Source organism: Streptomyces sp. NBC_01260, assembly GCF_036226405.1.
Taxonomy (GTDB): Bacteria; Actinomycetota; Actinomycetes; order Streptomycetales; family Streptomycetaceae; genus Streptomyces; species Streptomyces laculatispora.
The window spans coordinates 366,800-391,064 of record NZ_CP108464.1; the positions used below are offsets into that span (position 1 = coordinate 366,800).

Genomic DNA, 24,265 nt, shown 5'->3' on the forward strand with positions numbered 1-24,265 from the left:
GGCGTTCACCATGACCACGACGACGACCGATGAGCGGGCCCTCGCGGATCTGCAGCGTGAGCACGGCCCGGCCCTGTTCCACTTCCTGCTCGGCCTGACCTTCGGCGACCGGCAGCGGGCCGAGGATCTGGTCCAGGAGACCCTGGTGCGGGCGTGGCAGCACCCGGAGGCCTTCGACGGCCCGTACGAGTCGATGCGGCCCTGGCTGTTCACCGTGGGACGCCGACTGGCGATCGACGCCCGCAGGTCACGGCTGGCCCGGCCGGCCGAGGTGGGCGACGCGGTGCTGGAGAGCGCCCCGTGCGGGGAGGACACCGCCGAGTCCGCTGTCGCCGCGCTCGATGTGCGCGAGGCGGTGCGCACCCTGAGCCCGGAGCACCGGGCGGTGCTGGTGCAGATCTACTTCCGCGGGCTGAGTGTGGGCGAGACGGCTCAGGTGCTCGGGATTCCGGCCGGGACCGTCAAGTCCCGTTCCTACTACGCGCTGCGGCTGCTCTCCCGCAACCTGCCGGGCTACTCGAGCAGGTCCTCCTCGCTGAGCAGCGGCAGCAGGGCCGCGGCCTCCGCCACCGCCACGTAGTCGGCGGCGCAGCGGTCGCAGCTCTGCAGATGGCGGGAGACCTCCAGCGCCTCCGGAGCCGGGAGTGCGTCCAGCACGTAGGCGCCGAGCAGTTGCCTCATGTGCGGTCCCTCCCCGGGGTCGGCGGTCATCGCAACCTCATGTCTGTGACGGATCCGGTCCGACGGATCCTGTCCTTCTGGCCACGCGGGGCGCGCTCCCCCGGTTCAATGCTGCGTGTGGGGGCGTGCCGAGAACGGAATGAGGCGAGACGCGATGCGTCCGGAACGTCATGACGGATCCAGTGGCGGCGGGCTGCTGATCCCGATGGCCTGGATGTACGCGGAGTACATCGCCGACGAACTGCTGCGGACCGGCGAGTTGATGGAGCCCGCGACGCTGGAGTACCGGGCGGGGCGCGATGCGCTCGCCCTGACCGTCTTCCTCTCCGACGGTGCGGTGGCCGAGGCCCTCCCCGCCACCCGGGTGGACGAACTGCGGCTGCTGACGGCGTACGGGACCCCGTGGCGCGGCTGGGTCTGCGCACGGCTCGACGCGCTGGAGGCGGCGCCCGGTGACCCCGCCCCGGACCTCGCGCTGGCCCGGGCGGCCTGGCGGTGGCTGGAGGACACCGAACTGCTGGCGGCCGACCTCGACGCGATCGGCCCGCTCCCCTGGGAACCGGCCGACGGACCCCAGGACCCGGAGGCGGAGGGGGCGGCGGCCCAGGTGTGGACGCCGGCCTGGCAGCTGGGGCTGCCGCTGGGCCACCTCTCGATCCATCTGTACTGAGGGCCTGGTCACTGAGTGCCCGTGTATGGGGTGACTGTCCGCCGCGTCAGGAACCGTGCACTCCGGCGCGGTACTTCGGCAGCCGCACCGTGATGCGCATTCCGGCGCCGATGCCCGTCTCGATGACGAGCCCGTAGTCGTCCCCGTACACCTGGCGCAGTCGTTCGTCCACGTTGAGCAGGCCGACCCCGGTGGACTTGCCGCCCTCGCCGCGCAGGATGTGGCGCAGCCGTTCCGGGTCCATGCCGATGCCGTCGTCCTCGATGACGACCTCGGCCTCGGAGCCGGCGTCCAGGGCGCTGATGGTGATGCGGCTGGAGGTGACCGCTCCTTCGAGTCCGTGTTTGACGGCGTTCTCGACGAGGGGCTGGAGGCAGAGGAACGGCAGGGCGACGGGCAGCACCTCGGGGGCGACCTGGAGGGTGACGGAGAGCCGTTCGCCGAAGCGGGCCCGGACCAGGGCGAGGTACTGGTCGATGGAGTGCAGTTCGTCGGCGAGGGTGGTGAAGTCGCCGTGGCTGCGGAACGAGTAGCGGGTGAAGTCAGCAAATTCCAGGAGGAGTTCGCGGGCCTGCTCGGGGTCGGTGCGGACGAACGAGGCGATGGCGGCCAGTGAGTTGAAGATGAAGTGCGGGGAGATCTGCGCGCGCAGGGCCCTGATCTCGGCCTCGATGAGCTGGGTGCGGGAGCGGTCGAGCTCGGCGAGTTCCAGTTGTACGCAGACCCAGCGGGCGACCTCGCCGGCGGCCCTCGCCAGGACCGCCGACTCCCGCGGGGCATAGGCGATCAGGGCTCCGAGGACCCGGTGGTCGACGGTGAGCGGCACGGCGACGGCCCACCGCAGCGGGCAGTCCAGATCGTCGCAGTCGCTGCGGAAGGCGGTGTCGCGGCCGCTGGCGAGCAGGTCCGCCACCTGTTCCATGACGTGTTCGCCGTGGTGGCCGCCCTCGCCGTCCCAGACCAGGACCCGCTCACGGTCGGTGAGGCACAGCGCATCGGTACCGAGCAGTGAGCGCAGCCGGCGGGCGGACTTGCGGGCGCTGTCCTCGGTGAGTCCGGCGCGCAGCGGGGGCGCGGCCAGAGAGGCGGTGTGCAGGGTCTCGAAGGTGGCGTGCTCCACGGGGGTGCCGACGTCGCTGGTGCGCACGGGCCGGGCGGTGCGACGTCCGGCCAGCAGTCCGGCGCCGAACAACAGGACGCCGAGAAGCACGATGACCGCGTATCCGGCCCCGGTCACCGGTGCCTGCCCGAGCTGAGTGCTTCGGGCAGGTGGAAGCGGGTCATGGCGGCGTTGGTGCCGGCCGGTATCCGGTTCTGTGTGGCGAGCGAGACCAGGATCATGGCGAGGAAGCCGACGGGGACGGTCCAGACGGCGGGCCAGGCGAGCAGGGCGTGCGGCCAGCCGGGCGGGCGCACCGCGCCGCTGACGGTGATCGCGACGGAGAGCAGCGCGGAGCCGCCGCCGAGGAGGAGTCCGGCGACGGCACCGGGCGGGGTGAGCCGGCGCCACCAGATCCCGAGGACCAGCAGCGGGCAGAAGGAGGACGCCGACACCGCGAACGCCATCCCCACCGAGTCGGCGACCGGCACCCGGCTGACCAGCAGTGAACCGGCCAGCGGGACGGAGATGGCGAGGACCGTGGCCAGCCGGAAGTGCCGTACACCGCGCGAGGGCAGGACGTCCTGGGTGATGACTCCGGCGACGGCCATGGTCAGTCCGGAGGCGGTGGACAGGAACGCGGCGAAGGCCCCGCCCGCGATGAGCGCGCCGAGCAGGTCGCCGCCGAGCCCGCCGATGACCCGGCCGGGCAGCAGCAGCACGGCGGCGTCCGCGTCACCGCCCCGGATCAGCTCGGGGGCGTACAGCCTGCCGAGGGCTCCGTAGACGGGCGGCAGCAGATAGAAGACGCCGATCAGCGCGAGGACGGCGACGGTGGTGCGGCGGGCGTCGCGGCCGTTGGGGCTGGTGTAGAAGCGGACGACGACGTGCGGCAGACCCATGGTTCCGAGGAAGGTGGCGACGATGAGCCCGTAGGTGGCGTACAGCGGGTGGTCGGCGCGGAAGACGGAGAGCTGCTCGTCGAAGGTGACGCGGGGCCGCCCGTCGCCCTGCCAGGCCAGGACCAGGAAGATGGCGGGGACCAGCAGGGCGGTCAGTTTCAGCCAGTACTGGAAGACCTGGACGAAGGTGATGGAGCGCATCCCGCCCGCGGCGACGGCCAGGACGACCACGGAGGCGACGAGGACATCGCCGAGCCAGCCGGGCGCCCCGGTGAGGATCTTCAGGGTGAGCCCGGCGCCCTGGAGTTGCGGCACGAGGTAGAGCCACCCCGCTCCAACGACGAGCACGCTGACGAGCCGGCGCACCTGCCGGGATTCGAGCCGTCCCTCGGCGAAGTCGGGCAGCGTGTACGCCCCCGAGCGGCGCAGCGGCGCGGCGACGAAGACCAGCAGCACCAGATAGCCGGCGGTGTAGCCCACCGGGTACCAGAGCATGTCGGGCCCGTGCACGAGCACCAGTCCCGCGATGCCGAGGAAGGAGGCGGCGGAGAGGTACTCGCCGCTGATCGCGGCCGCGTTGAGGCGTGGCCGTACGGTGCGGGAGGCGACGTAGAAGTCGGAGGTGGTGCGGGAGATACGCAGCCCGAACCCACCGACGAGGACGGTGGCGGAGACGACCGCGGCGACCGCCACGACCGCGTACGTGCGGCTCACTGTGCGGGGCGGCCTTCCACGAGCCGGGCGAAGTCGTGCTCGTTGCGCTCGGCCCGGCGCACGTACCACCAGGCGATCAGGGTGAGCGGCGGATAGGCGGCGAAGCCGAGGACGGCCCAGACGACGGCGTCGCTGTGCAGCGCCGCGAAGACCAGCGGCAGGGTGCCCGCGACGACGGCGAGCACGGTGAAGGCGGTGAGCCCCGCGCGCAGTTGGCTGCGCATCAACGAGCGTACGTAGGCACCGCCCAGCGCGGTCTGTTCGTCGATCTCCGACTGGGTGCGGTAGCGCGGCAGCGGACGGACCCGCCGGGGCTCCCCCGTCACCACTTCACGCCGGGGCGTTGACTCTGCGGACATGGGGCCGGAGTGTACGCAGCACCCGGCCCCGCTGGGAAGGGATTCGAACGCGGGTAGCGGCTGGTCAGCGGCCGCCCTGCCGCATCAGCAGATCGCGCAGGGCGCGGGTGTGGCGACGGCTGACGGCGAGTTCCGCGGTGCCGATGCGCACGCTCATGCTGCCCGCGTCGAGCCGCAGTTCGTCGATCCGGCCGAGCGCCACGAGGTGGCGGCGGTGGATGCGTACGAAACCGCGGGTCCGCCAGCGTTCCTCCAGGGTGGTCAGGGGGACGCGGACCAGGTGGCTGCCGGTGGCGGTGTGCAGCCGCGCGTAGTCGCCCTGGGCCTCGGCGTACGCGATGTCGTCGATCGGGATGAAGCGGATGACGCCGCCCAGTTCGACCGGGATCTGGTCCTGCGCGGTGTCGTGGACGGGTGCGGAGCGGTCGCCGACCTGTTCGGCGACGCGGCGCACGGCTTCGGCGAGGCGCTCCCGGCGTACCGGTTTCAGGACGTAGTCGACGGCCTTGAGGTCGAAGGCCTGCACGGCGAAGTCCTCGTGGGCGGTGACGAAGACGATGAGCGGGGGCGCGGCGAACCCGGCCAGCAGCTGGGCGACGTCGAGCCCGGTGAGCCCGGCCATGTGGATGTCGAGGAAGACGACGTCGATGGCGGCGGCGTCCTCGGGCCCCGCCTCGACGGCGCCACCGATGCGGCGCAGCGCCTCGGTGGCCCCGGTGGCTCCTTCGGCGCTGCGGATGCGGGGATCGGCGCGCAGGAGGTAGAGGAGCTCCTCCAGGGCGGGTTCTTCGTCGTCGACGGCGAGTACGCGCAGCATGAGGCCGGAGTGTAGACCGGTCGGCCGGTGTGGACGGTGCGGGAGCTCAGTGGCCGGGCGGGCTACTTGAGCAGTTTGGAGAGCCTGCGGTCGGCCAGTGGTTTCCCGCCGGTCTGGCAGGTCGGGCAGTACTGGAGCGAGGAGTCGCTGAAGGAGACCTCGCGGACGGTGTCCCCGCAGACCGGGCAGGCCTCCCCGGTCCGTCCGTGGACCCGCATCCCGCTGCGCTTCTCGGCCTTGAGCTTTCCGGCCGCGAGTCCGCTGGAGCGGGCGACGGCGTCGTCCAGCGTGGTGCGCAGGGCCGTGTGCAGCCGGGTGATCTCGTCGTCGGTGAGATGCGCGGTGAGTTTGAAGGGGGACATCTTCGCGACGTGCAGGATCTCGTCGCTGTAGGCGTTGCCGATGCCGGCGATGAGCGACTGGTCGCGCAGTGCCCCCTTGATCTGACGGCGTTCCCCGTCGAGCAGGGCGGCGAAGGTGTCACGGTCGAAGGAGGGGTCCAGCGGGTCGGGCCCGAGGCGGGCCACGCCGGGCACCTCGGCCGGGTCGTGCACGAGGTGGACGGCGAGGCGTTTGGTGGTGCCGGCCTCCGTGAGGTCGAAGCCGTCGCCGCCGGTGAGTACGGTGCGCAGCGCCAGGGGCCCCTTGCCGGGGCGCGGAGGGGTGGCGGGGAAGGCGTCCTTCCACTGGAGCCAGCCGGCCCGTGCGAGATGGGTGACCAGGTGCAGGGGGCCGACGGCGATGTCCAGGAACTTGCCGTGCCGCCGGACGCCGGTGACCGTGCCGCCGTGCAGGACGGTGAGCGGCGGGTCGTACGTCTTCAGGACGCTGATGGCGAGCGGCAGTACGCGGTCGATCTCCCTGCCGACCAGGTGGTCGTCGAGGAAGATCCGCAGGGCTTCGACTTCCGGCAGTTCTGGCATGGCTCCCAGCCTGCCGCAGCCGCCGCCCCGGTGCCTACCGGAGGCCGTACACGCGCTCGGCGGTGGTGGCGAGGACGGCGTTGCGATCGTCGGGCCCGAGGCCGTCGACGAGGGTGCGGGCGGCCTCGACGACCTCGGTGTACGTGGCGGCGAGCCGGCACACCGGCCAGTCCGAGCCGAACATCAGCCGGGACGGCCCGAAGGCGTCGATGACGGTGTCGGCGTACGGGCGCAGGCCGGCGACGGTCCACGCACGCACATCGGCCTCGGTGACCAGGCCGGAGAGTTTGCACACCGTGTTGGGGAGGGCGGCGAGTGCCCGCAGATCGTCGGCCCAGGGGTGCAGTTCCCCGGTGGCGACCGGCGGTTTGCCCGCGTGGTCGAGCACGAAGGTGAGGCCGGGCAGCAGCGCGGCCGCCCTGACGGCGGCGGGCAGCTGGTGCGGCTGGACCACCAGGTCGTAGACGAGCCCGGCGTCGGCCACCGCGGCCAGGCCGCGCAGGACGTCGGCCCGCAGCAGCCATTCGGGGTCGGGTTCGCTCTGCACCTGGTGGCGCAGCGAGACGAGCCGGTCGCCGCCGGGCAGCTCGCGGAGGGCGGCCAGCGTGTCGGCGATGTCCGGCGCGGTGAGGTCGCTCCAGCCCACGACTCCGGCGACCAGATCGCTGCCGTCGGCGAGTGCGAGGAACTCGGGGGTCTCCTCCGCGACCGTGACGGTCTGTACGAGCACGGTGGCGCACACTCCGTTGGCACGGGCCTCCGGCTCCAGGTCGGCGAGGGTGAAGTCGCGGCGCAGGGGCGCCAGTTCCTCGCCGGTAATCCACTCCTGGTCGCGTACCGCGAGATCCCAGACGTGGTGGTGGGCGTCGACGATCCGTGGGCCGCCGGTCATCTCACAGCTCCCAGGCGACGGGGAGTCCGGCCTCGGCGCCGTCCGAGGAGTAGTCGTGCGTGACGTCGAGGAGTTCGTCCATCCTGGCCTGCCAGGCGACGTTGACGGGGAGCTCCTCCAGTTCGGCGAGGAGCCGGGCGTAGTCGTCGCACTCGATGACGTGGAACAGCTCGGTTCCGCTGCGCCAGATCGTCCAGGAGGTGGCGCCCGCCGCGCGGATCGCGCGGGTCAGCTCGGCCGGGACCTCGCGGTGCGCGGCCTCGTACTGAGCTATGCGGTCCGCGCGGACCTTGGTGTGCAGGGCGATACGCATGTCAGTTTCCGTTCTCGGTCAGCAGGCCCTCGTCGCGCAGCTCGTCCCAGAGGTCGTCGGGGACCGGCTTGCGCAGCAGCGCGGCGGCGTCACGCACCTCGTCCGGGGAGCGGGTGCCGACGAGCACGCCGGCGACGGCGGGGTGGGTGAGCGGGTAGTGCAGTGCGGCGGCGCGCAGCGGCACGCCGTGGCCCTCGGCGACCGCCTTCAGACGCAGGGCCCGGTCCAGGAGCTTCAGGGGCGCGGCGGCGTAGTCGTACGTCGCGCCGGGGCGCGGGTCGGCGAGGAGGCCGGAGTTGAAGACCCCGCCGACGACGACGCTGCGGCCGCGAGCCGCGGCGGCGGGCAGCAGATCGGTCAGGGCGGACTGGTCGAGGAGGGTGTAGCGGCCGGCACAGAGCACCACGTCGGCGTCGGTGTCGCGGACGAAGCGGGTGAGCATCGCGGTCTGGTTCATGCCGGCCCCGATGGCGCCGATCACGCCCTCCGCGCGCAGCTTCTCCAGTTCCGGATAGGCCTCGTGGAAGGCGGCTTCCGCGTGGTCGTCCGGGTCGTGCAGATAGGCGATGTCGATGCGGTCGAGGCCGAGCCGCTGCAGGCTGTCCTCGATGCTGCGACGGACACCGGCGGCGCTGAAGTCCCAGCGGCGGCGGTGGGTGGCCCGTACGGCGAAGCCCTCGGAGAGCCCCTCGGACTGCTCGGGACCGCCGTCGGGCAGCGGGTCGAGCACCCGGCCGACCTTGGTGGACAGGACGTACGAGTCGCGGGGGCGGGCCCGCAGCGCCTCGCCGAGCCGTCGCTCGGAGAGGCCTAGCCCGTAGTGCGGGGCGGTGTCGAAGTAGCGGATGCCCTCGTCCCAGGCGGCGTCGACGGCGGCCGCGGCCCGCTCCGGTTCGACGGCGCTGAAGAGATTGCCGATGGCGGCCGCCCCGAAGGACAGCTCGGTGACCTCGACCGCGCTGTTTCCCAGCCTGTTGCGCCGCATGCTTCTGCCGCCCTCCCCGATGATCGCTTCGTGCACTGAGCAATATTCATCGGATCACTTGGGCACGTCAACACCCAGGAGGCCATCAACTACGGCGATTGCTCGGGAATCTGTCCGATCTATGGCGCCGCTCCCCAGGTCCGGCAGCCAAATCCCGGACCGGGCCGGTCAGCCGGCGGGCAGAGTTGCGAGCAGCTCCGCCACCTCGTCCTCGGCGCAGCGCCCCAGCCGTTCCAGATCGGGCAGCGCCTTGCCGTCGGCCACCAGTCCGACCTGCACCTTGCCGCCGTACGTCGTGAGCGCCACGGCCAGCGATTGACCGCGGGCCAGTGGCGCCATCGGATACAGCGCGCGCAGCGGGCAGCCGCCGAGCGAAAGCGCCGAGCGCGGCAGCGGCACGCTGGTGACCAGGACGTCGAAGAGCATCCTGGCCGCACTCCCGGCGAGCGGGGCGCCGAAGCGGTGCGCCAGCGAAGGAAGTTGATCGGCGAGTACGGCGACCGCGCCGGCCCCGCGCAGCGGCCCGGCGGACTTGTTGCGGTCCATGGCTTCGCGCACCGCCCGCAGCCGTTCCCAGGGGTCGGGTTCGCAGACGGGGAGGCCGAGCAGGTAGGCGGACAGCCGGTTTCCGGTGGCAGCCCCACCCGGCCGGCGCCGGGAGACGGGGACCAGGGCACGCGGATCGGCGCCGGGCAGCGGCTCGCCGCGTTCCAGCATCCAGCGGCGCAGCGCTCCGGCGACGACCGCGAGCAGGACGTCATTGGCCGTGCCGCCCGCGGCCCGCCGGACGCGCTGCACGGCGTCGAGGTCCAGATCGGCGGTGGCCAGCCGCCGGGTGCCGCTGGAGCTGGCGCTGAGCGCCGTCGCGCCGCGCAGATCGAGACGGCTGGCCCGTACCAGCGAGGCACCGACGCCGAAGGCCCGGCCGAGGTCCTCGATCCGCCCGCGCGCGAGCCCGGCGACCTGGCGCGGGCCGGGCATCCAGGAGCGCGGGGGTACCGGCCGGGCCCGGCCGGACGCAGCTCCGGGGTGTCCGCGGCCCGCGAAGGAGGCGATCTCGTCGAAGATCCCGGCCCCGATGGCGACGGCGCGCATCCCGTCGGCGAGCGCGTGATGGAGCTTGACCAGGACGGCGAAGGGGCCGTCGGCGCCGCCGCCGATGACGTACATCTGCCAGGGCGGCAGGCCCCTTCGCAGCGGCTGCTCCATCAGCTCACCGGCGAGCCGGGTGGCCGCCGCCATGAAGGCGCCCTCCTCGCCCACCTCCGCCCCGGGCAGTTCCACGCGCTTGACGTGCCGGTGGACGTCGAAGTCCTTGTCCACCGACCAGGCCGCACCGCCGACCGGCAGCAGCACGTCCCGTACCCGCATCCGCAGCCGGGGGATCGCGGCGGCCCGGGTGCCGAGCAGCTCCAGCAGCGCGTCCGGGCCGGGAGACCGGCCCCCGTCCGGGGAGAAGACGGCCAGCGCACCGAGGTGCATGGGGTGGGCATCGGACTCGAGGTGCCAGAAAGCCAGATCGAGAGGTGCCAGTAGCTCAGTGCCCAACGGGTCCTCATGTCATCGAAGACAAAGACTGACGGAACCGCAGTCAATCTCTCTCGGTCGGTTACGGTCAAGTACAGTCATATTACGTACTGTTACTTTCCGATACCACGCATTGCCGCCGTTCGGCACCGTTCGTTCGGCAGGTCAGTCGCGTGGCGGAATGCTGAATTCGCACCAGACGCACTTGCCCGTGCCCCGGGACTCGACGCCCCAGGCGTCCGCCAGCTGGTCCACGAGCATCAGCCCCCGGCCCGACACCCCCGATTCACCGGCGTCCCGGCGGCGCGGCAGCGCGCTCGACCGGTCCTCCACATCGACCCGGAGCCACCGCCCGGTGCCGGTGAGCACCCGGATGGTGACGATCGCTCCGCCGTCGGTGTGCATCAGAGCGTTGGTGGTCAGCTCGTCGGCGGCCAGCTCGACCTCGTCGGCCCGGTCCTTCGCGCCCCAGGCCCGCACCGCCGCACGGATCATGTGGCGCGCCGAGCTCAGCGCCTCGGGGTCGTTCTGCGCCACGTGCTGCTGGAGCCGGCCGCCGGGCTGCGGGGCGTGGGCGGCCTTGCGCCGCAGCAGCAGCACCGCGACATCGTCCTCGCCACCGCGCTCGTCGACCGACTCGCAGAGCTGGTCGGCCAGTTGCTGGAGATCCTGCGGGCCGTTCCTGACCCTGTCGGCCAGCAGCTGCATCCCCTCGTCCAGGTCCGCGCCGGGCAGCTCCACCAGGCCGTCGGTGAACAGCACCATGGCCTGGCCGGAATCCAGCTCGACCGTGCTGACCGGGTATTCCAGCCGCCCGAACTCGGCGGAGAGCCCCAGCGGCAGCCCGCCCTCGACCGGCACCTTGCGACAGCTGCCGTCGACATCCCGCATCAGCGGGTCCACATGACCGGCCCGGACCATCTGCACGACTCCGGTGGTCAGGTCGGTCTCGGCATAGGTACAGGTCGCGAAGCGGTCGGTGTCGAGCTCGTGCAGGAAGACGGAGGCCCGGGCCATCACCGTCGCGGGGCTGTGGCCCTCGGCCGCGTAGGCCCGCAGCACGATGCGCAGCTGGCCCATGACGGCCGCGGCATGGATGTCGTGCCCCTGTACGTCACCGATGACGGCGCCCACCCGGCCGCCGGGCAGCGGGATGACGTCGTACCAGTCGCCGCCGATGTCGCGGCCCATCCGGGCCGGGCGGTACCGGACGGCGATCTGCGCACCGGGCACCTCGGGAATCCGACGCGGCAGCATGGCCTGCTGGAGCCCCTCGGCGAGGTCGTGCTCCTGCTCGTAGAGCATGGCGCGCTGCAGGCTCTGGGCGATGGAGCTGCCGAGGGCGACCAGGAGATTGCGTTCGTCACCGGTGAACCCGTCCTTGTCGCTGTAGAGCAGCCCGAGCGCGCCGATGGGGCGGGCCTGGGCGATCAGCGGCAGATAGGCCGCCGAGGTGATGCCGAGATGGCTGATGTGGGCCCACAGGATCGGGTACGAGGTGGCGAAGTCCTCGGCGGACTCGATGAAGCGCGGGGTGAGCGTGCGTACGACCTCGCTCATCGGGTACGGCTCGTCCGTCCGGGTGTAGCGGGTGCCCGGCACGAAGGAACCCTCGGGCCCGTCCGCCACCAGATGGATGCGCCCGGCCTCTATCAGCCCCATGACCAGGCTCGTCGCGCCCAGGAGCGCCAGCCCCTGGGAGTTCTTGAGCACGGCTGTGACGTCCCTGACGGTACGGGCGTGGGCCAGCGCGGCCGTGGTGCCCTCCACCAGGCTGGTCCGGCGCCGGCGCTCCCCGTCCAGCTCGCGGCGGGCGGTGAAGTCGGCCAGCTCCTGGGTGGCGTCCCGGACGATGCCGATGATCCGGCGGGGCCGCCCGGTCGCGTCGCGCCGGACGCAGCCCTGGGTGTGCGTCCAGCGCAGGGTCCCGTTGCGGCGCAGGGTGCGGAAGTACGCCCCGTAGTTGCTCCGCCCGCTCTTGAGCGCCTGCGCGACGAGGGCGTCCAGGCGGACGCGCTCGTCCGGCGGCACCCGCTTCGCGAGCGTCTCCGGCCGGTCGTCGTACTCGTCGGCCCGCAGGTCGAACACGTCGAGGGCGGGCTGGTCCATGTGCATGAGGCCGCTGTCGAGGTCCCAGTCGAAGCTGCCCATACGGTTCAGGGCGAGACTGAGGTCCGGGTGGGCGGGCCACTCGTCCGGGAGTGGCGGGGCACCCACTACCCGATCATCCATGTGGGTCACTCTGCCATCATTTGTCCGATTCTTCGAGTGAGCTGTCCACCAGGTGAACGTGTGATGGAACACACCGCGCGAGCCGGCCGGCGGGGCCGTATCCCAAGGGATCAGCGAAAGGCGCCCCGGCCAGGAGCGCCGGATACCGCCCCAGAACGCCGACCCGCCCCGAAACCGGACGGAGGCAGCGGCTACCGTGTGCGGAGGGCGAACTAAGTCAAGCCTTACCAAGTCCCGCCCTGTCCGTGTTCGTCCGTTCTAAGGAACAGCCCTCCATGACACGCCCCGTCCGCGTAGCCATCGTCGGAGCCGGTCCCGCCGGAATCTACGCAGCGGACGCGCTGCTCAAATCCGAGGCCGCCTCCGACCCGGGCGTGTCCATCGACCTGTTCGAGCGGATGCCCGCGCCCTTCGGTCTGATCCGTTACGGCGTGGCCCCGGACCACCCCCGGATCAAGGGCATCGTGCAGGCGCTGCACCAGGTCCTGGACAAGCCGCAGCTGCGGCTCTTCGGCAATGTCGACTACCCGAACGACATCGGCCTCGACGAGCTGCGGACGTTCTACGACGCCGTGATCTTCTCCACCGGCGCCGACGCGGACCGAGCTCTGGACATACCGGGCAGCGACCTGGACGGCTCGCACGGAGCCGCCGACTTCGTCTCCTGGTACGACGGCCACCCGGACGTGGCGCGCACCTGGCCCCTGGAGGCCGAGAAGGTCGCCGTCCTCGGTGTCGGCAACGTGGCCCTCGACGTGGCCCGGATGCTCGCCAAGACCGGCGACGAGCTGCTGTCGACGGAGATCCCCGCCAACGTCCACGAGGGCCTCAAGGCCAACAAGGCACTGGAGGTGCACGTCTTCGGGCGGCGCGGTCCGGCCCAGGCCAAGTTCAGCCCGATGGAGCTCCGCGAGCTGGACCACTCGCCGAACATCGAGGTCATCGTCAACCCCGAGGACATCGACTACGACCAGGGCTCGATCGACACCCGGCGCGGGAACAAGCAGGCCAACATGGTCGCCTCCACGCTGGAGAACTGGGCGATCCGCGATGTCGGCGACCGGCCGCACAAGCTCTTCCTGCACTTCTTCGAGTCCCCGGTCGAGATCCTCGGCGAGGACGGCCGGGTCGTCGGGCTGCGCACCGAGCGCACCGAGCTGGACGGCACCGGCAACGTGCGGGGCACCGGCCGCTTCAACGACTGGGACGTGCAGAGCGTCTACCGCGCGGTCGGCTACTACTCGCAGGAGCTGCCCAAGCTCCCCTTCGACGTCGCCTCCGGCACCGTTCCGCACGCCGCCGGACGGGTCCTCGCCGGTGAGGAGCCGATGGACTCGGTGTACGTCACCGGCTGGATCAAGCGCGGTCCGATCGGCCTGATCGGCCACACCAAGGGCGACGCCAACGAGACCGTCGCCTGCCTGCTGGAGGACCACACCGCCGGCCGGCTGCCCGCTCCGGCGCAGCCCGAGCGGGAGGCCGTCACCGAGTTCCTCCGGGCCCGCGGCGTCCGCTACACCACCCGCGAGGGCTGGTACCGCCTGGACGCTCACGAGCGCGCCCTCGGCGAGGAGCAGGGGCGCGAGCGGGTCAAGGTCGTGGAGCGCGACGCCATGCTGGACGCCTCGGAACCCGGCAACTGACACCACGGCCGACGGCCCCGGAAGGTCTCCGCGCAGGAGCCCTCCCGGGGCCGCCGGCCGTTGCCGGACCGGGCGGTCAGCCCCCTGCAGCCCCTTGATGTTGTGTCAAGGTTCCGTGTCCAGCGGTCCGGCCCCGATCTCACGCGACCTGGTCCGATTCGCTCGTCGTCTCAGTCGCTCTGGTCCGTGTGATGTGAGGGTGTTCCGTCCCGGCGGAGTTGACAGGGGCTCGTTGAACGGGCAGACCCGCGGATTCAGGCTCGGCACGGTTGGGGGTGAGGATTCAGGTGGTCTTGATCTGGCCGCCGTCAATGACGAACTCTGCGCCGGTGATGTTGGCGGCGCGCGGAGAGGCAAGGAAGGCGGAGAGTTCAGCTACTTCCTGGGGTTCGGTGATCCGTCCGGTGGAGATGCCCATCTGCTGGGGCACGACCTCGTCGAGGGTCTCCTTGGCGCTTTTGCCGGTGCCGGCTGCCGCGACGTCGGCGAAGCCGCCGGGGGCAGTCCAGAACGGGGTGCGGACCGGCCCGGGGGCGATGGCATTGACGCGTACGCCCTGTGGGGCGAACTCCTCCGACAGGGCTTTGGTGAGGTTGCTCAGCGCAGCCTTGGCCGCTGAGTAGTCGACCACCATGGGGAAGGGCAGGCGGGCGTTGACGGAGCTGATGTTGACGATTGCTCCGCCGTTGTCGGCGAGCAGATGGGGCAGCGCGGCACGGCTGGTACGGACCGCGCTGAAGAAGGTCAGATCGAAAACGCGCTGCCACTCGGCGTCGTCGACGTCCAGGAAGCTGGAGCGGGGACGGGTGACTCCGAGATTGTTGACCAGCACGTCCATCCGGCCGTGGCGCTCGGCAGCGGCATGAATCAGCAGGCCGGGGCCGCCGGCGTCACCTAGGACGTGTTTGAGATGTGGTCACAGCGTCTGCCGTATGAGGGTGAGCTGAACGGTCGACTCGTAGCGGACAGCGAGCTTGTCGTATCTGGTCGCGACGCCTCTCGCCTGCTTCAGAAGGCCGATCCGGCACTCGACTTTGTGCCTGCGTTTGTACATTTCGCGGTCGAAGCCGGGAGGACGGCCGCCGGCAGAACCGCGGCGGAGCCGGTGTCCGGCCTGGTCCCGCTTCTCCGGGATGGTGTGCGCGATCCCGCGTTTGCGCAGGTAGGAGCGAATCTGACGGGAGGAGTACGCCCGGTCGGCAAGCACATGTTCCGGCCGGGTGCGGGGGCGTCCACCGCTGACCCGGGGAACACGGATTCGCTCCATCACCTGCACGAAGGCGGGCGCGTCGCCCCGTTGGCCAGCAGTGATGACGGCTGCGAGGACGTGGAAAGAGGCATCGACGGCGAGGTGAATCTTGGTAGTCAGTCCGCCGCGCGAGCGTCCCAGGCCGTGGTCGTCCGGCTCGGCCGCGAGGCCATTCGGACGCGTCCGGCCTGGATCGTCAGCCCCCTTTTGCGGGCCCCGGCGGCGTGCTGGTGGGCCCGGCAGACGGTGGAGTCGACCGAGACTTCCCACTCGATGATCCCGTCTGCGTCTGCCTTGACCTGCAACTTCTTTAGGACGCGGGCCCATGTTTCGTCGATCTGCCATCGCCGGAACACCGCATACGCCGTCTCCCAGGGGCCGTATCGCTCGGGCAGGTCCCGCCAAGGCGAGCCGGTCCGGGCCCGCCACCAGATCCCGTCGAAGACCTGCCGCCGATCCCTCGGAGGTCGGCCCATCTTCGGTATCAGCGGCAACACCGCTTCCAGCCGCTCCCACTGTGCATCCGTCAGGTCGCCACGAGACATCTGAAGATCGTTTCACGACCTTGATCGACATCTCAAACACGTCCTAGATCGACGGGAACGAAAGCGACGTCGTACTTGTCGCACAGTGCAGCGAGCTCAGGGGTTTGGGTACGACTGCCGGCGACGAGGCGGGCGCCTTCGCGGCCGAGGGTCTCGACGATGGCCAAGCCGATGCCCTTGCTGGCACCGGTGACGACAGCGACCTTGTCGGTGAGCCCGAGGTTCATCAGCATGCACTCCCGTAACGCGAGTCGAGACCGAAAAATCCCCCCAGAAGTGCTCAGATCGACTTCAGTATCACGCACGGAAACCCCCACTGGGCCCATAGCCACGAGCCTGGTTCGGAGAATTCCCCCACCTACCCGCCCCGCCGCGGTAACTCGCGCTCCGCCCTGGGGCGCGGCGCGCGAGACTCTGGCGAGCTCGGGCCTGCCCCACCATCGGTCATGGCAGGAATCGCATCGAGAGGGTGAGCGTGGGGTGCTTCGATCAGATACGACGGGTGGCAGCCGACTTGTTTCTTGCCGAGGCCGAGCATCTCGATGCGGTGGCCGAGGTCATCGACCGGCACTCCGACCAGGACGCGTCCGGCAACGGGGCGGCTGCGGATGACGTGGTAGCCGCTGGGCGCTCTGCACGCCCGTTGACTCCGGCGTTCATTGCGATGGCCCACGTTGTGACCCGGTTGGAGTGCGTGGCCGCGCCTGCCGGTGCGGATGCGTGAACACTTGCTGTAACAGCGATCTCACGGAAGCGAGAACGGCATGGCAGCATTCGCGGTCCCCGGTTCACGGCGCCGAATACGTCGCGTACACATCATGGCGGCAGGGGCCGCCATGGCCCTGTGCACGGCCCTGGCGGCCCCTGCCGCCGCGGCGGACGGCACGACCACGACCAAACCCACCATCGTGCTGGTGCACGGGGCGTTCGCGGACGCTTCCAGCTGGAACGGGGTCGTCGAACGGCTCGAACGTCGTGGATACACCGTCATCGCCCCCGCCAATCCGCTGCGCGGGCTGTACAGCGATTCCACGTACATCGCCTCCCTGCTGGACAGCATCAAGGGCCCGATCGTGCTCGCGGGTCACTCATACGGCGGCGCCCTGATCAGCTCGGCTGCCGAGAGCAACCCCCGGGTGAAGTCGCTGGTGTACATATCGGCACTGATGCTCGACGTGGGCGAGAGCGGAATGTCCCTGGGCGCCAAGTTCCCCAGCGAACTCGACACTGCCACGAAGTCCGTTCCGTACCGGGTCGGCGGTGGCATCAGCGGGACCGACCTGTACCTCAAGCCCGACAAGCTTCATCAGGTCTTCGCCGCGGACCTGCCGGAGAGCACCACAAGGGTCATGGCGGTCACCCAACGACCTGCGGCAACAACCGCGTTCTCCGAGAAGGCCAAGGTGGCCGCCTGGAAGCACATTCCGTCGTGGTTCCTCGTCGCGAAGCAGGACAAGACCATCAACCCCGACCAGGAACGTTTCGAGGCGAAGCGCGCGGGTTCACACACGGTGGAGATCAACTCCTCCCACGTGGCCATGATCGCCCACCCCGAAGCGGTCACCGACCTCGTCCTGCAAGCCGCCACGGCGGCAGGTTCCGCCCGGCCTGCGCTGGCCACCTCCGGGTCCACCCACGACGCCCGGGCCGAGACCGCACTCACCGGCATCGCCGCCGCCTCGGTGATCGCAGGCGCGGGAGCCGTTCTCCTGGGCCGCCGCCTGAGGCGCCCCGCGCCCTGACGGCGCGCTCCGGGACGGCGTACCTTTCTGTGCGCCCGGCGCAGCACCCTGCACACCAGCAATTCGACCTCGTCCTGTTGCTCACGGACCAGGGGAATGCTCGTTCACGCCGCGAGTGAGCTTTTCCAACCAGGCTCGTGACGTACTGAGTTGGTGTGGGCGCCGGGTACGGGAAGGCGAGCACGGTCTGGATGTCGTCGCGGCGAACTTCGAGCGGCAGATGCCCTCGTGGCGGGCGATGCGGTTGCGGAACTTATGCAGCCGCTTGACCGGGTCTTCCACCGTGGCCAGGGCACGGTGGGGAGCGTGCGGAAAGGCGCCTGCCAGGTCAGGCCAGAGGCCTGGACGACGTCATCGCGGGCCTTGCCACGGAGCGGGACCGCCGTGTCGGCGTACCACTCCGTGGTCTCGAAGAACGCTACGGCGAGATCGCTGTTCCACCAGTACAGCGCGAGCGCGGCGCCGGCATCACCGCCTCACACGCCCAGGTAGGAGTTCTGAATCGCCCCGGCCCAGGACGGCCATCCGGTCGCAAGAACACCTGGCCCACACCACGCTACGACGTGCACACAGTCGGCAAACCGGGCCCCGCAGCTCGACGGACGAAGAAGCCAGCAACCCCGCGTCCACGCCGCACAGGTTAAAGATCAAGCTAAGGCTTGTCCCGCAACGCTCATGCGGGTGCCACGGGGAGCAAGAGTCCGAGGCTCTGACAGTGCTCGCTCGGCCCATTTCCTCGACGAGGCGTGCTACGAGCGGAATGTGAAGCATCAGGATTCGGGTTCGCCAACTATGCTGCTGTGTAGCGCTTTTGGGAGTCAGCGGTCAGTCGCTCACTTCTTCGCTCGACGGTGCGGTTCTCGGCATTCCGTACGGAGGGGGAGGGCATGCGGGGTGCATTGCTCGCGGGGCGCTACCGCCTGGGTAAACCCATCGGTTCCGGCGGCATGGGCACCGTGTGGCGTGCCACGGACACCTACCGCCAGCGCGGTGTCGCGGTGAAGATGGTGACTGGCCTGGCCGAGGGCATGACCTCGGAGACCGCCGGCAGGTTCCACCGCGAGGTCCAGGTCGCCTCCCGGCTGCACCACCCGCACATCGTGGAGATGCACGACGCCGGCGAGGCGGTCGTGGACGGGCGTCCGGTGCTGTACCTGGTCATGGAGGAGATTCCCGGAGAGCCACTGAGCCGGGTGCTCGACGTGCGAAGACCCTCGCTGGCCGAGATCGCCCGATGGGGTGGTGAGATCTGCGACGCGCTCGCTGCCATGCACGGCGAGGGAGTCGTGCACCGGGACCTGAAGCCGGCGAACGTGATGATCGGCCCCGACGGGCATGTGACCGTGCTGGACTTCGGCATCGCGCGGCTCGACGCCACCGGCATTGACCTGACGACACTCACCCGCACTGGCAGTGTCCTCGGCACCGTCGCCTTCATGTCTCCGGAACAGGCGGGGGGCGGGGGTGAGGTCGGCGCGCCCAGCGACCTCTACTCCCTGGGGTGCCTCCTGTACGCCACACTGGTAGGCGGGCCGCCGTTCTCCGAAGGGCCCTGGCAGCGCATTCTGCTGCAGCATCTCGACGAGGTCCCCGCCGCCCCTGGCCTGCGCCGCAGTGGGCTTCCGCCCGAGTGGGACACCCTGGTGCTGGAGCTCCTCGCCAAGCAGCCGGAGCACCGGCCGCCGACTGCGCTGGCGGTACGGGAGCGGCTGGCGGCCCTGCCCTTCCCACAGGCCGCGCCTGCCGAGGTTCTGTCGCGCATCTCCGTCCCGCCCGAGGCCGCATCCGTGACGGCTCCGGGTTCCGGTGCGACCCTTGTCGATCCCGACGGGGTGGCGACCGCTTCGGTGACGCCGGACGGGTCCGCTCCGCAGGGACCTGCGCCGGGCGCGGCGGCCGAGACGTCCGATGTGAGGGCCGCGGACACGGTGACGCACAACGAGGGGTCCGTGTCCGCGGTTCACCCGCCCACCGAGGTCTGGTCCGGCGCCCCGGAGCCGATCTCCTCGAATTCGGGGGACGTGATCTCCCGCAGCCTGACCTGGGGGCAGCTCCTGGCCTTCTTCGCTGGTGTCGTGGTGCTTCTTGTCGGGTTGGTGGCGGTCATCCTGATCATGTCGGGACGCGGGGCAGGACAGTCAGTGGGTACCTCCGGCCTGATCGTCGTAGGTGGCTTCGTCGCCTTCGTCCTGTTCGGTATCCTGCACGCCGTGTACATCGACGTCTGGCGACCGCGGCGGATCAAGCGGCAGGTCGGCAGGTGGTCGTGGTCGAACGAGCGGGTTGAAGCGTTCGCCGCCGTCGACCGGGCGATGCGAAAGGGCCGCCGGATCGAGGTCGTCTTCGAGCCCGAGGGGGGTGGGTGCGTGACCTACGTCATCTTTCCGAGCCGCTTCGTCGAGGCCGGGCTCGTGGGCTGGACGGAGTCGGGCGAGGAGGTCCTCTTCCCCGATGACCAACTGCTCACGGTCATGGCCGTCCAGGACGACGGCGGCGGCTGAAGAGCGGGCCTCGACTTCGTGTCGGCGCCTATCCGGGGCCGTCGGGGGAGGTTACCAACTCGTACGCATGCAGCTCCGCAAGAAGAACCCGATGCAGCCGGTCGAAGACCCCTGCCTTCTGCCACCGGTCCAGACGACGCCAACAGGCCTGCCCCGAACCGAACCCCAGCCCCAGCCCCAACGGCAGGAGTTGCCAGGCTATGTCGTTGTAGAGGACAAACAGGATCCCCTGAGGACAGAGCCGGTCGGACACTGGCCTCGGCCCCGGCGACCGCTCCGGCCACGGAGGCGGCAGCGGCTCGATCAGTGCCCACAAGTCGTCGTCCACGATCCACGGTCGAGTGCTCACACCCTCACGAACGGCCGAATCATCACACCGGTCACGGCCAACCAGGCTGTTTCAGCAAGATCGTGTTACGGGCTCTGGAGAAGCTGTTTGACGTTGTCACCGAAGGTCCAGCTCTTGGACCCGTCCCAGTTCAGCGACCAGTCCATCAGGCCCTTCAGGCTGCCGCCGTAGTGGTTCCAGGCCTGGGACACCAGCCCCGGCGCCATGTAGCCGCCACCCGCGCCCGACTGGGCGGGCAGCCCCGGGACCTGCTTTTCGTAGGGCACCTTGACCGTGGTGCCCTGGATGACGAGCCCCTTGGCCAGACAGTCCGTCTGCGCGGTGAAGCCCTTGACGGTGCCCGCGGAGTACGAGTCGCCCGAGCAGCCGTACATGCTGCCGTTGTAGTACTGCATGTTCAGCCACCAGAGCCGGCCATTGTCCGCGTACTTCTTCACGATGGGCAGGTACGCGCCCCAGATCGAGCCGTAGGTGATGCTGCCTCCGGTGACATAGGCCGTCTCCGGAGCCATCGTCAGGCCGAAGTTCGACGGCATCCCGGCGAGCACCCCGTCGATGATGCGGATGAGGTTGGCCTGCGAGGCCGACAACTGTTTGATGTTGCCGCTGCCGCTCAGGCCGGTCTCGATGTCGATGTCGATGCCGTCGAAGTTGTACTTCTTGAGGATCGGCACCACCGTGTCGACGAAGCGGTCGGCCACCGCGCGGGAGCTGAGGTCGATACCGGCCGCCGCGCCGCCGATCGACATCAGGGTGGTGAGCCCGGACGCCTTCGCCTGGCACATCTCGGCCGGGGTCGGGACCTTGACGGTCGAGTCCATCCCGTCCTCCCACAGGACGGTGCCGTCGGAGAGGATCACCGGGAAGGCCGCGTTGATCACGTTGTAGCCGTGCTGTGTGATGCGGCTGTCGGTGATGGGGATCCAGCCCAGCGGCGGGTGCACACCGTTGGACGCGCCGTCCCAGTTCTCCCAGTAGCCCTGGAGCACCTTGCCCGCGGGCTTCGACTTGACCGCGCAGGTGTCATCCTGCGCGGAGCTCGGCGTCGCCGCGACCAGCATCTGTACGACGCATGCCGCCGCGATGCCGGCCCCCAGCAGACGTGATGTCCGACCGAACATGCCCGGTTCCCTTCGTGGGGTGGAGACCAGAGAAGCCGAAAATGCCATGATCCTGACAAGTCAGAGGTCCCGGCAGCCCGGCCGTCACAACGCGGCACACGCTAAAGTGGTCCAGACCTTCCGTCAATAGGTCTGGACCATACGCACGGTGGCGCCGCCCCCCTCCCGCCCGCGGCGGCGACGGGGCGAAACACGAAGGCAACACCCCCGCCCCGCCGTCCGGCCTTCGCCGGGCTCACCCGGTGACGGACTCGGGAGCACCCCCGGTACCGTCCGGCCACGGCAGCTCGATGGCGGTCTGCGGCTCCTGCGTCATGGACGGCACCAGGTCCCCGGGAGGCTCGTCCGGCTCCGCCGGGGTACCGGTCGGCTCGCCGGGCGGAATCCCCGACGGCTCGTCGGTGGCGCCGTCCGAGGGCAGGCCCGTCGGACAGTCCGGGGGCGCGGCCAGGCCGCCGTCGGGGGCGCCCGGCGGATCGCCCGAAGGGGTCGCGGCGGCCTCCTCCCCGGGCGGCGTCGGGACGCCCGGTGTCGGGCAGTCGGTGGGCGCGGTGGTCCGCGAAGGGGTCGGTTCACCAGGCGGCACCCCGGGCAGCGGTCCGGTGATGTCGGTGCCCGGGCCGTACGGCGGCGGCACCTCGGGGGCGCGGTCCCGGGCGCCCTCGTCCCCGGCCGTCCGCTCGATCCAGGCGCTGTGCACGACGTCGACGATCACCAGGTCCGTGAGCTCGCGCGCGGTGGGCTCGACGACGACGACGCGCGCCGGGTCGTAGCCCTTCCACTTCTCCCCCCGGTCGGCCGACTCGCGCGCGCCGTTCGGCGCGGTCAGCGGGTTTCCGCAGGCACAGCGCACTCGTGGCATCCCGTGGCTGTCGACCATCACCGCGGTGCCGGCCTGGAGCACGGACTGGAACGTGGTCGCGGATCCCCCGCTGAAGCCGTGACCGGCCACCCGGGTGTCGGCGCGCAGCAGGACCGGGGTCAGCCCGCGCAGGAAGCCGGCGGCCCCGGCCGGGGCGATGCCCGCGGCATGCGCGAAGGCCTCCCTCCTGGCACGGTCGGCGGCCAGGAAGCGGATCTGCTTCCCGACATCGCAGGAGGCCACGGAGCGGGTGCCGCCGTAGAGGCCCGGGGTGGAGCCGGCGAGCCGGTGGACGGCCCGGCCGCCGGGGGCCGGGGTCTCACGGGGGCCGGTGCGCGACGGGGCCGGCGCCGCACCGGACGGCCTCACCGTCGAGCCGGTGAAGGGGTCGGGCCCCCGCGCCGCGGCAGACTGCAGGAGGACCTCCTGGGCGTCGGCCGTCCCCTTGGTGCCGTTGCCGCCGAGGGGGGCGTCCCGCGCGCAGCCCGCGGCGAGCAGGATCCCGGCGGACAGCGTGGCGCCCGCGGCGCGGCGCAGGCGTATGGGTGAGCGCACGAACGGTCTCCTGCCGGTTCACCGGTCCCGAGTGGTCCCCCTATGTCTGCCGCAGTTGACCCTTCCCCGCAAGCCGAGGGCACACGACGGGCGCGGGAGGCCGGACGGGGTCGGCAGCAACACCTTGAACACGTTCAAGAAAGGCCCTAGAGTCAGCACCGATATCACTTGAACATGTTCAAGACGGGGGTGGGCCATGTCGGTCCTGGTCGGTCTGACCGTGATGCTCGGCATGCTGGTGATCGTGCCGGCCGGGCTGCTGCTGACGGACGTACCGGAGCTCGGCCGGATACGGCGGCTGTGGCCGGCCTTCGCCGTACCGGGAGCCGTCTCCCTCTGGCTGCCGCGCGGCCTGCCCGCCACCCTCCTCGCCCTCTGCTACGCCCTCGGGGCCGCTCTCCTCGCACTGCACGCCCTGCACCGGCTCGCCCGCCACCCCGCGGCACTGCGCTCCTCGCGGACCGCGCCCGCCGAGGTCGCGCTGCTCACCGCCCTGGTGACCCCCTCGATCGCCGCGGCCGCACTGGTCGCCGAGCGCTCGGGGCACTCGCTGTTCGGCTTCGGCCTCGGCATCCTGGCGCTGACCGTGCCGCACTTCCACTTCGCCGGATTCGCCGCCGCCCTGGTCTCCGGACTGGTCTGCCGGCTCGTCGACAGCACCGCGGGCAGGTTCGCGGCGCTGAGCGTTCCGCTGGGTACCCTGCTCGTCCTGATCGGCTATTTCGTCGGCGACCGGACCGAGTTGGCCGGGGCGGTCGTACTGACGGCGGGGATGTGGACCGTCGCCCTGCTGACCTGGCGGACGGTCCGGCCGGCCGGTCGCGACCGGGCCACCCGGCTGCTGCTCGCCACCTCGGCCGCAGCGCTCGCGGTGACCATGGTGCTCGCGCTGAGCTGGGCGCTGGGCGAGGCCACCGGACTGCCCCATCCCACCCTGACCTGGATGGCCGCCACCCACGGCGTCGGCAACGCGCTGGGCTTCGCGCTCTGCTCGGTGCTCGCCTGGAGGCGGCTCCGCGAACCCGCCGACCACGAAGGACGCACCGAATGAGCACCCTGACGTACCCGGAAGTGGGCGCCACCCGTCTCGGCCCGCTCCCCGACGGCTACCACCACCTGCACCACCGCAACCGGATCGGCCACGGCCGCGCGGACTTCGAGGCCGCCGGCGCCGCGGTCACCGAATTCCGTATGCACCGCGTCGCCGGAGCCCGGGTCGTCGCGTCGGCGCGACGCGCCGAGCCCGGAGCGGCCGTTCGGGTGGCACTGGGGGCGGGCCCGTTCCGGTTCACCGCGCCCTGCCGGGTCATCTGGACCGAGTACGCCGCGCAGCGCATCGGATTCGGCTACGGAACGCTGACCCGGCACCCCGAGTGCGGCGAGGAGTCCTTCGTGGTCGACCTGGCCGACGACGGGACGGTGTCGTTCACCGTCATGGCGTTCAGCCGGCCCGCCCGCTGGTACGCCCGGCTCGCCGGTCCGCTCGTACCGGTGGCCCAGCTCTGGTACGCGCGCAGGCTCGGCAGCACCCTGCGCCGGATCGTCACGGAGGCGCGCCAGAAGCGGAACTGAGGCGCCGGGAGG

24 protein-coding genes and 1 pseudogene are annotated in these 24,265 nt (G+C 70.9%); 8 read left to right on the forward strand and 17 right to left on the reverse strand.

Features of this window, described 5'->3' with window-relative positions; translation table 11 throughout:
* Positions 1–10: 10 nt before the first annotated feature.
* Positions 11–580, forward strand: coding sequence for a sigma-70 family RNA polymerase sigma factor (locus OG322_RS01645; protein ID WP_123464915.1), 570 nt, complete (start codon positions 11–13; stop codon positions 578–580).
* On the opposite strand, the gene OG322_RS01650 is transcribed toward OG322_RS01645, so the two are convergent.
* Positions 514–711 carry a zf-HC2 domain-containing protein gene (locus OG322_RS01650; RefSeq protein WP_123464913.1) on the reverse strand — a complete coding sequence of 66 codons (198 nt, stop codon included), beginning with the start codon at positions 709–711 and terminating at the stop codon, positions 514–516. The genes OG322_RS01645 and OG322_RS01650 overlap by 67 nt on opposite strands.
* Before the next feature lie 124 nt (positions 712–835).
* Here OG322_RS01650 and OG322_RS01655 point away from each other — a divergent pair, with 124 nt between their 5' ends.
* Positions 836–1,351, forward strand: a complete 516-nt coding sequence (locus OG322_RS01655; protein WP_123464911.1) for a hypothetical protein — start codon at positions 836–838, stop codon at positions 1,349–1,351.
* A gap of 46 nt (positions 1,352–1,397) precedes the next feature.
* On the opposite strand, the gene OG322_RS01660 is transcribed toward OG322_RS01655, so the two are convergent.
* The 10 genes from OG322_RS01660 to OG322_RS01705 form a co-directional block, all read right to left on the reverse strand.
* Positions 1,398–2,588, reverse strand: a complete 1,191-nt coding sequence (locus OG322_RS01660) for a sensor histidine kinase (RefSeq protein ID WP_123464909.1) — start codon at positions 2,586–2,588, stop codon at positions 1,398–1,400.
* Positions 2,585–4,066, reverse strand: coding sequence for a sodium/solute symporter (locus OG322_RS01665; protein ID WP_123464907.1), 1,482 nt, complete (start codon positions 4,064–4,066; stop codon positions 2,585–2,587). Before OG322_RS01665 ends, OG322_RS01660 begins: the two co-directional genes overlap by 4 nt.
* Positions 4,063–4,425, reverse strand: a complete 363-nt coding sequence (locus OG322_RS01670; protein ID WP_123464906.1) for a hypothetical protein — start codon at positions 4,423–4,425, stop codon at positions 4,063–4,065. The genes OG322_RS01665 and OG322_RS01670 overlap by 4 nt, the downstream gene beginning before the upstream one ends.
* Positions 4,426–4,489: 64 nt before the next feature.
* Complete coding sequence (locus OG322_RS01675; protein ID WP_123464904.1) at positions 4,490–5,242, reverse strand: LytR/AlgR family response regulator transcription factor; 753 nt, start codon at positions 5,240–5,242, stop codon at positions 4,490–4,492.
* A gap of 62 nt (positions 5,243–5,304) precedes the next feature.
* Complete coding sequence (locus tag OG322_RS01680) at positions 5,305–6,165, reverse strand: Fpg/Nei family DNA glycosylase (protein ID WP_124285797.1); 861 nt, start codon at positions 6,163–6,165, stop codon at positions 5,305–5,307.
* 34 nt (positions 6,166–6,199) lie between these two features.
* Positions 6,200–7,057 (reverse strand): amidohydrolase family protein, encoded by an 858-nt coding sequence (locus OG322_RS01685; protein ID WP_124285796.1) that lies wholly within the window; start codon positions 7,055–7,057, stop codon positions 6,200–6,202.
* Position 7,058: 1 nt separating this feature from the next.
* A complete protein-coding gene (locus OG322_RS01690; protein ID WP_123464898.1) occupies positions 7,059–7,370 on the reverse strand; it encodes an L-rhamnose mutarotase in 312 nt (103 codons plus the stop codon).
* Position 7,371: 1 nt separating this feature from the next.
* Positions 7,372–8,355 (reverse strand): aldo/keto reductase, encoded by a 984-nt coding sequence (locus OG322_RS01695; RefSeq protein WP_124285795.1) that lies wholly within the window; start codon positions 8,353–8,355, stop codon positions 7,372–7,374.
* A gap of 168 nt (positions 8,356–8,523) precedes the next feature.
* Complete coding sequence (locus OG322_RS01700; RefSeq protein ID WP_124285794.1) at positions 8,524–9,903, reverse strand: wax ester/triacylglycerol synthase family O-acyltransferase; 1,380 nt, start codon at positions 9,901–9,903, stop codon at positions 8,524–8,526.
* 144 nt (positions 9,904–10,047) lie between these two features.
* Positions 10,048–12,114, reverse strand: coding sequence for a SpoIIE family protein phosphatase (locus OG322_RS01705; RefSeq protein ID WP_329305937.1), 2,067 nt, complete (start codon positions 12,112–12,114; stop codon positions 10,048–10,050).
* A gap of 275 nt (positions 12,115–12,389) precedes the next feature.
* Between OG322_RS01705 and OG322_RS01710 the strand changes: the two genes are divergently transcribed.
* Positions 12,390–13,757, forward strand: a complete 1,368-nt coding sequence (locus OG322_RS01710) for an FAD-dependent oxidoreductase (protein ID WP_123464892.1) — start codon at positions 12,390–12,392, stop codon at positions 13,755–13,757.
* A 283-nt stretch (positions 13,758–14,040) separates the two neighbouring features.
* Here OG322_RS01710 and OG322_RS01715 read toward each other — a convergent pair whose 3' ends face one another.
* From OG322_RS01715 to OG322_RS01725, 3 genes are all read right to left on the reverse strand, one after another.
* On the reverse strand, positions 14,041–14,631 hold the full coding sequence (locus OG322_RS01715) for an SDR family NAD(P)-dependent oxidoreductase (protein ID WP_329307693.1): 591 nt from the start codon (positions 14,629–14,631) through the stop codon (positions 14,041–14,043).
* A 42-nt stretch (positions 14,632–14,673) separates the two neighbouring features.
* Positions 14,674–15,551 (reverse strand): IS5 family transposase gene (locus tag OG322_RS01720; RefSeq protein ID WP_370375188.1). Its coding sequence is split into 2 segments (ribosomal slippage): positions 14,674–15,206 and positions 15,206–15,551, totalling 879 coding nucleotides; the frame shifts between segments, so codons are not numbered across the junction.
* A gap of 32 nt (positions 15,552–15,583) precedes the next feature.
* A complete protein-coding gene (locus OG322_RS01725) occupies positions 15,584–15,784 on the reverse strand; it encodes an SDR family NAD(P)-dependent oxidoreductase (protein ID WP_443066518.1) in 201 nt (66 codons plus the stop codon).
* Positions 15,785–16,053: 269 nt separating this feature from the next.
* Between OG322_RS01725 and OG322_RS01730 the strand changes: the two genes are divergently transcribed.
* From OG322_RS01730 to OG322_RS01740, 3 genes are all read left to right on the forward strand, one after another.
* Positions 16,054–16,275 carry a hypothetical protein gene (locus OG322_RS01730; protein WP_124285793.1) on the forward strand — a complete coding sequence of 74 codons (222 nt, stop codon included), beginning with the start codon at positions 16,054–16,056 and terminating at the stop codon, positions 16,273–16,275.
* 94 nt (positions 16,276–16,369) lie between these two features.
* Positions 16,370–17,293, forward strand: a complete 924-nt coding sequence (locus tag OG322_RS01735) for an alpha/beta fold hydrolase (protein ID WP_241200322.1) — start codon at positions 16,370–16,372, stop codon at positions 17,291–17,293.
* An 887-nt stretch (positions 17,294–18,180) separates the two neighbouring features.
* A complete protein-coding gene (locus OG322_RS01740) occupies positions 18,181–19,794 on the forward strand; it encodes a serine/threonine-protein kinase (RefSeq protein WP_123464886.1) in 1,614 nt (537 codons plus the stop codon).
* A gap of 70 nt (positions 19,795–19,864) precedes the next feature.
* Here the strand turns inward: OG322_RS01740 and OG322_RS01745 are convergent.
* From OG322_RS01745 to OG322_RS01755, 3 genes and pseudogenes are all read right to left on the reverse strand, one after another.
* Positions 19,865–20,125, reverse strand: a pseudogene (locus tag OG322_RS01745) (transposase); the annotation flags it as partial.
* An 83-nt stretch (positions 20,126–20,208) separates the two neighbouring features.
* The gene (locus tag OG322_RS01750; protein ID WP_329305938.1) at positions 20,209–21,264 is read right to left on the reverse strand and encodes a chitinase; all 1,056 of its coding nucleotides are present in this window, start codon (positions 21,262–21,264) and stop codon (positions 20,209–20,211) included.
* Between the two features lie 235 nt (positions 21,265–21,499).
* The gene (locus OG322_RS01755) at positions 21,500–22,681 is read right to left on the reverse strand and encodes a DUF6777 domain-containing protein (protein WP_124285792.1); all 1,182 of its coding nucleotides are present in this window, start codon (positions 22,679–22,681) and stop codon (positions 21,500–21,502) included.
* A 196-nt stretch (positions 22,682–22,877) separates the two neighbouring features.
* On the opposite strand from OG322_RS01755, the gene OG322_RS01760 reads away from it, so the two are divergent.
* Positions 22,878–23,732 carry a YndJ family protein gene (locus OG322_RS01760; RefSeq protein WP_124285791.1) on the forward strand — a complete coding sequence of 285 codons (855 nt, stop codon included), beginning with the start codon at positions 22,878–22,880 and terminating at the stop codon, positions 23,730–23,732.
* Positions 23,729–24,253, forward strand: a complete 525-nt coding sequence (locus OG322_RS01765) for a DUF1990 family protein (RefSeq protein WP_123464876.1) — start codon at positions 23,729–23,731, stop codon at positions 24,251–24,253. Before OG322_RS01760 ends, OG322_RS01765 begins: the two co-directional genes overlap by 4 nt.
* The last annotated feature ends 12 nt before the right edge of the window (positions 24,254–24,265 follow it).

What these genes read in the sequence shown, in the direction of transcription:
- OG322_RS01650 (WP_123464913.1), bottom strand. Translation starts at nt 711, where the DNA reads ATGACCGCCGACCCCGGGGAGGGACCGCACATGAGGCAACTGCTCGGC.
- OG322_RS01765 (WP_123464876.1), top strand. Translation starts at nt 23,729, where the DNA reads ATGAGCACCCTGACGTACCCGGAAGTGGGCGCCACCCGTCTCGGCCCG.
- OG322_RS01645 (WP_123464915.1), top strand. Translation starts at nt 11, where the DNA reads ATGACCACGACGACGACCGATGAGCGGGCCCTCGCGGATCTGCAGCGT.
- OG322_RS01735 (WP_241200322.1), top strand. Translation starts at nt 16,370, where the DNA reads ATGGCGGCAGGGGCCGCCATGGCCCTGTGCACGGCCCTGGCGGCCCCT.
- OG322_RS01690 (WP_123464898.1), bottom strand. Translation starts at nt 7,370, where the DNA reads ATGCGTATCGCCCTGCACACCAAGGTCCGCGCGGACCGCATAGCTCAG.
- OG322_RS01670 (WP_123464906.1), bottom strand. Translation starts at nt 4,425, where the DNA reads ATGTCCGCAGAGTCAACGCCCCGGCGTGAAGTGGTGACGGGGGAGCCC.
- OG322_RS01695 (WP_124285795.1), bottom strand. Translation starts at nt 8,355, where the DNA reads ATGCGGCGCAACAGGCTGGGAAACAGCGCGGTCGAGGTCACCGAGCTG.
- OG322_RS01675 (WP_123464904.1), bottom strand. Translation starts at nt 5,242, where the DNA reads ATGCTGCGCGTACTCGCCGTCGACGACGAAGAACCCGCCCTGGAGGAG.
- OG322_RS01750 (WP_329305938.1), bottom strand. Translation starts at nt 21,264, where the DNA reads ATGTTCGGTCGGACATCACGTCTGCTGGGGGCCGGCATCGCGGCGGCA.
- OG322_RS01680 (WP_124285797.1), bottom strand. Translation starts at nt 6,165, where the DNA reads ATGCCAGAACTGCCGGAAGTCGAAGCCCTGCGGATCTTCCTCGACGAC.
- OG322_RS01710 (WP_123464892.1), top strand. Translation starts at nt 12,390, where the DNA reads ATGACACGCCCCGTCCGCGTAGCCATCGTCGGAGCCGGTCCCGCCGGA.
- OG322_RS01725 (WP_443066518.1), bottom strand. Translation starts at nt 15,784, where the DNA reads ATGCTGATGAACCTCGGGCTCACCGACAAGGTCGCTGTCGTCACCGGT.
- OG322_RS01760 (WP_124285791.1), top strand. Translation starts at nt 22,878, where the DNA reads ATGTCGGTCCTGGTCGGTCTGACCGTGATGCTCGGCATGCTGGTGATC.
- OG322_RS01685 (WP_124285796.1), bottom strand. Translation starts at nt 7,057, where the DNA reads ATGACCGGCGGCCCACGGATCGTCGACGCCCACCACCACGTCTGGGAT.
- OG322_RS01705 (WP_329305937.1), bottom strand. Translation starts at nt 12,114, where the DNA reads ATGGATGATCGGGTAGTGGGTGCCCCGCCACTCCCGGACGAGTGGCCC.
- OG322_RS01655 (WP_123464911.1), top strand. Translation starts at nt 836, where the DNA reads ATGCGTCCGGAACGTCATGACGGATCCAGTGGCGGCGGGCTGCTGATC.
- OG322_RS01740 (WP_123464886.1), top strand. Translation starts at nt 18,181, where the DNA reads ATGCGGGGTGCATTGCTCGCGGGGCGCTACCGCCTGGGTAAACCCATC.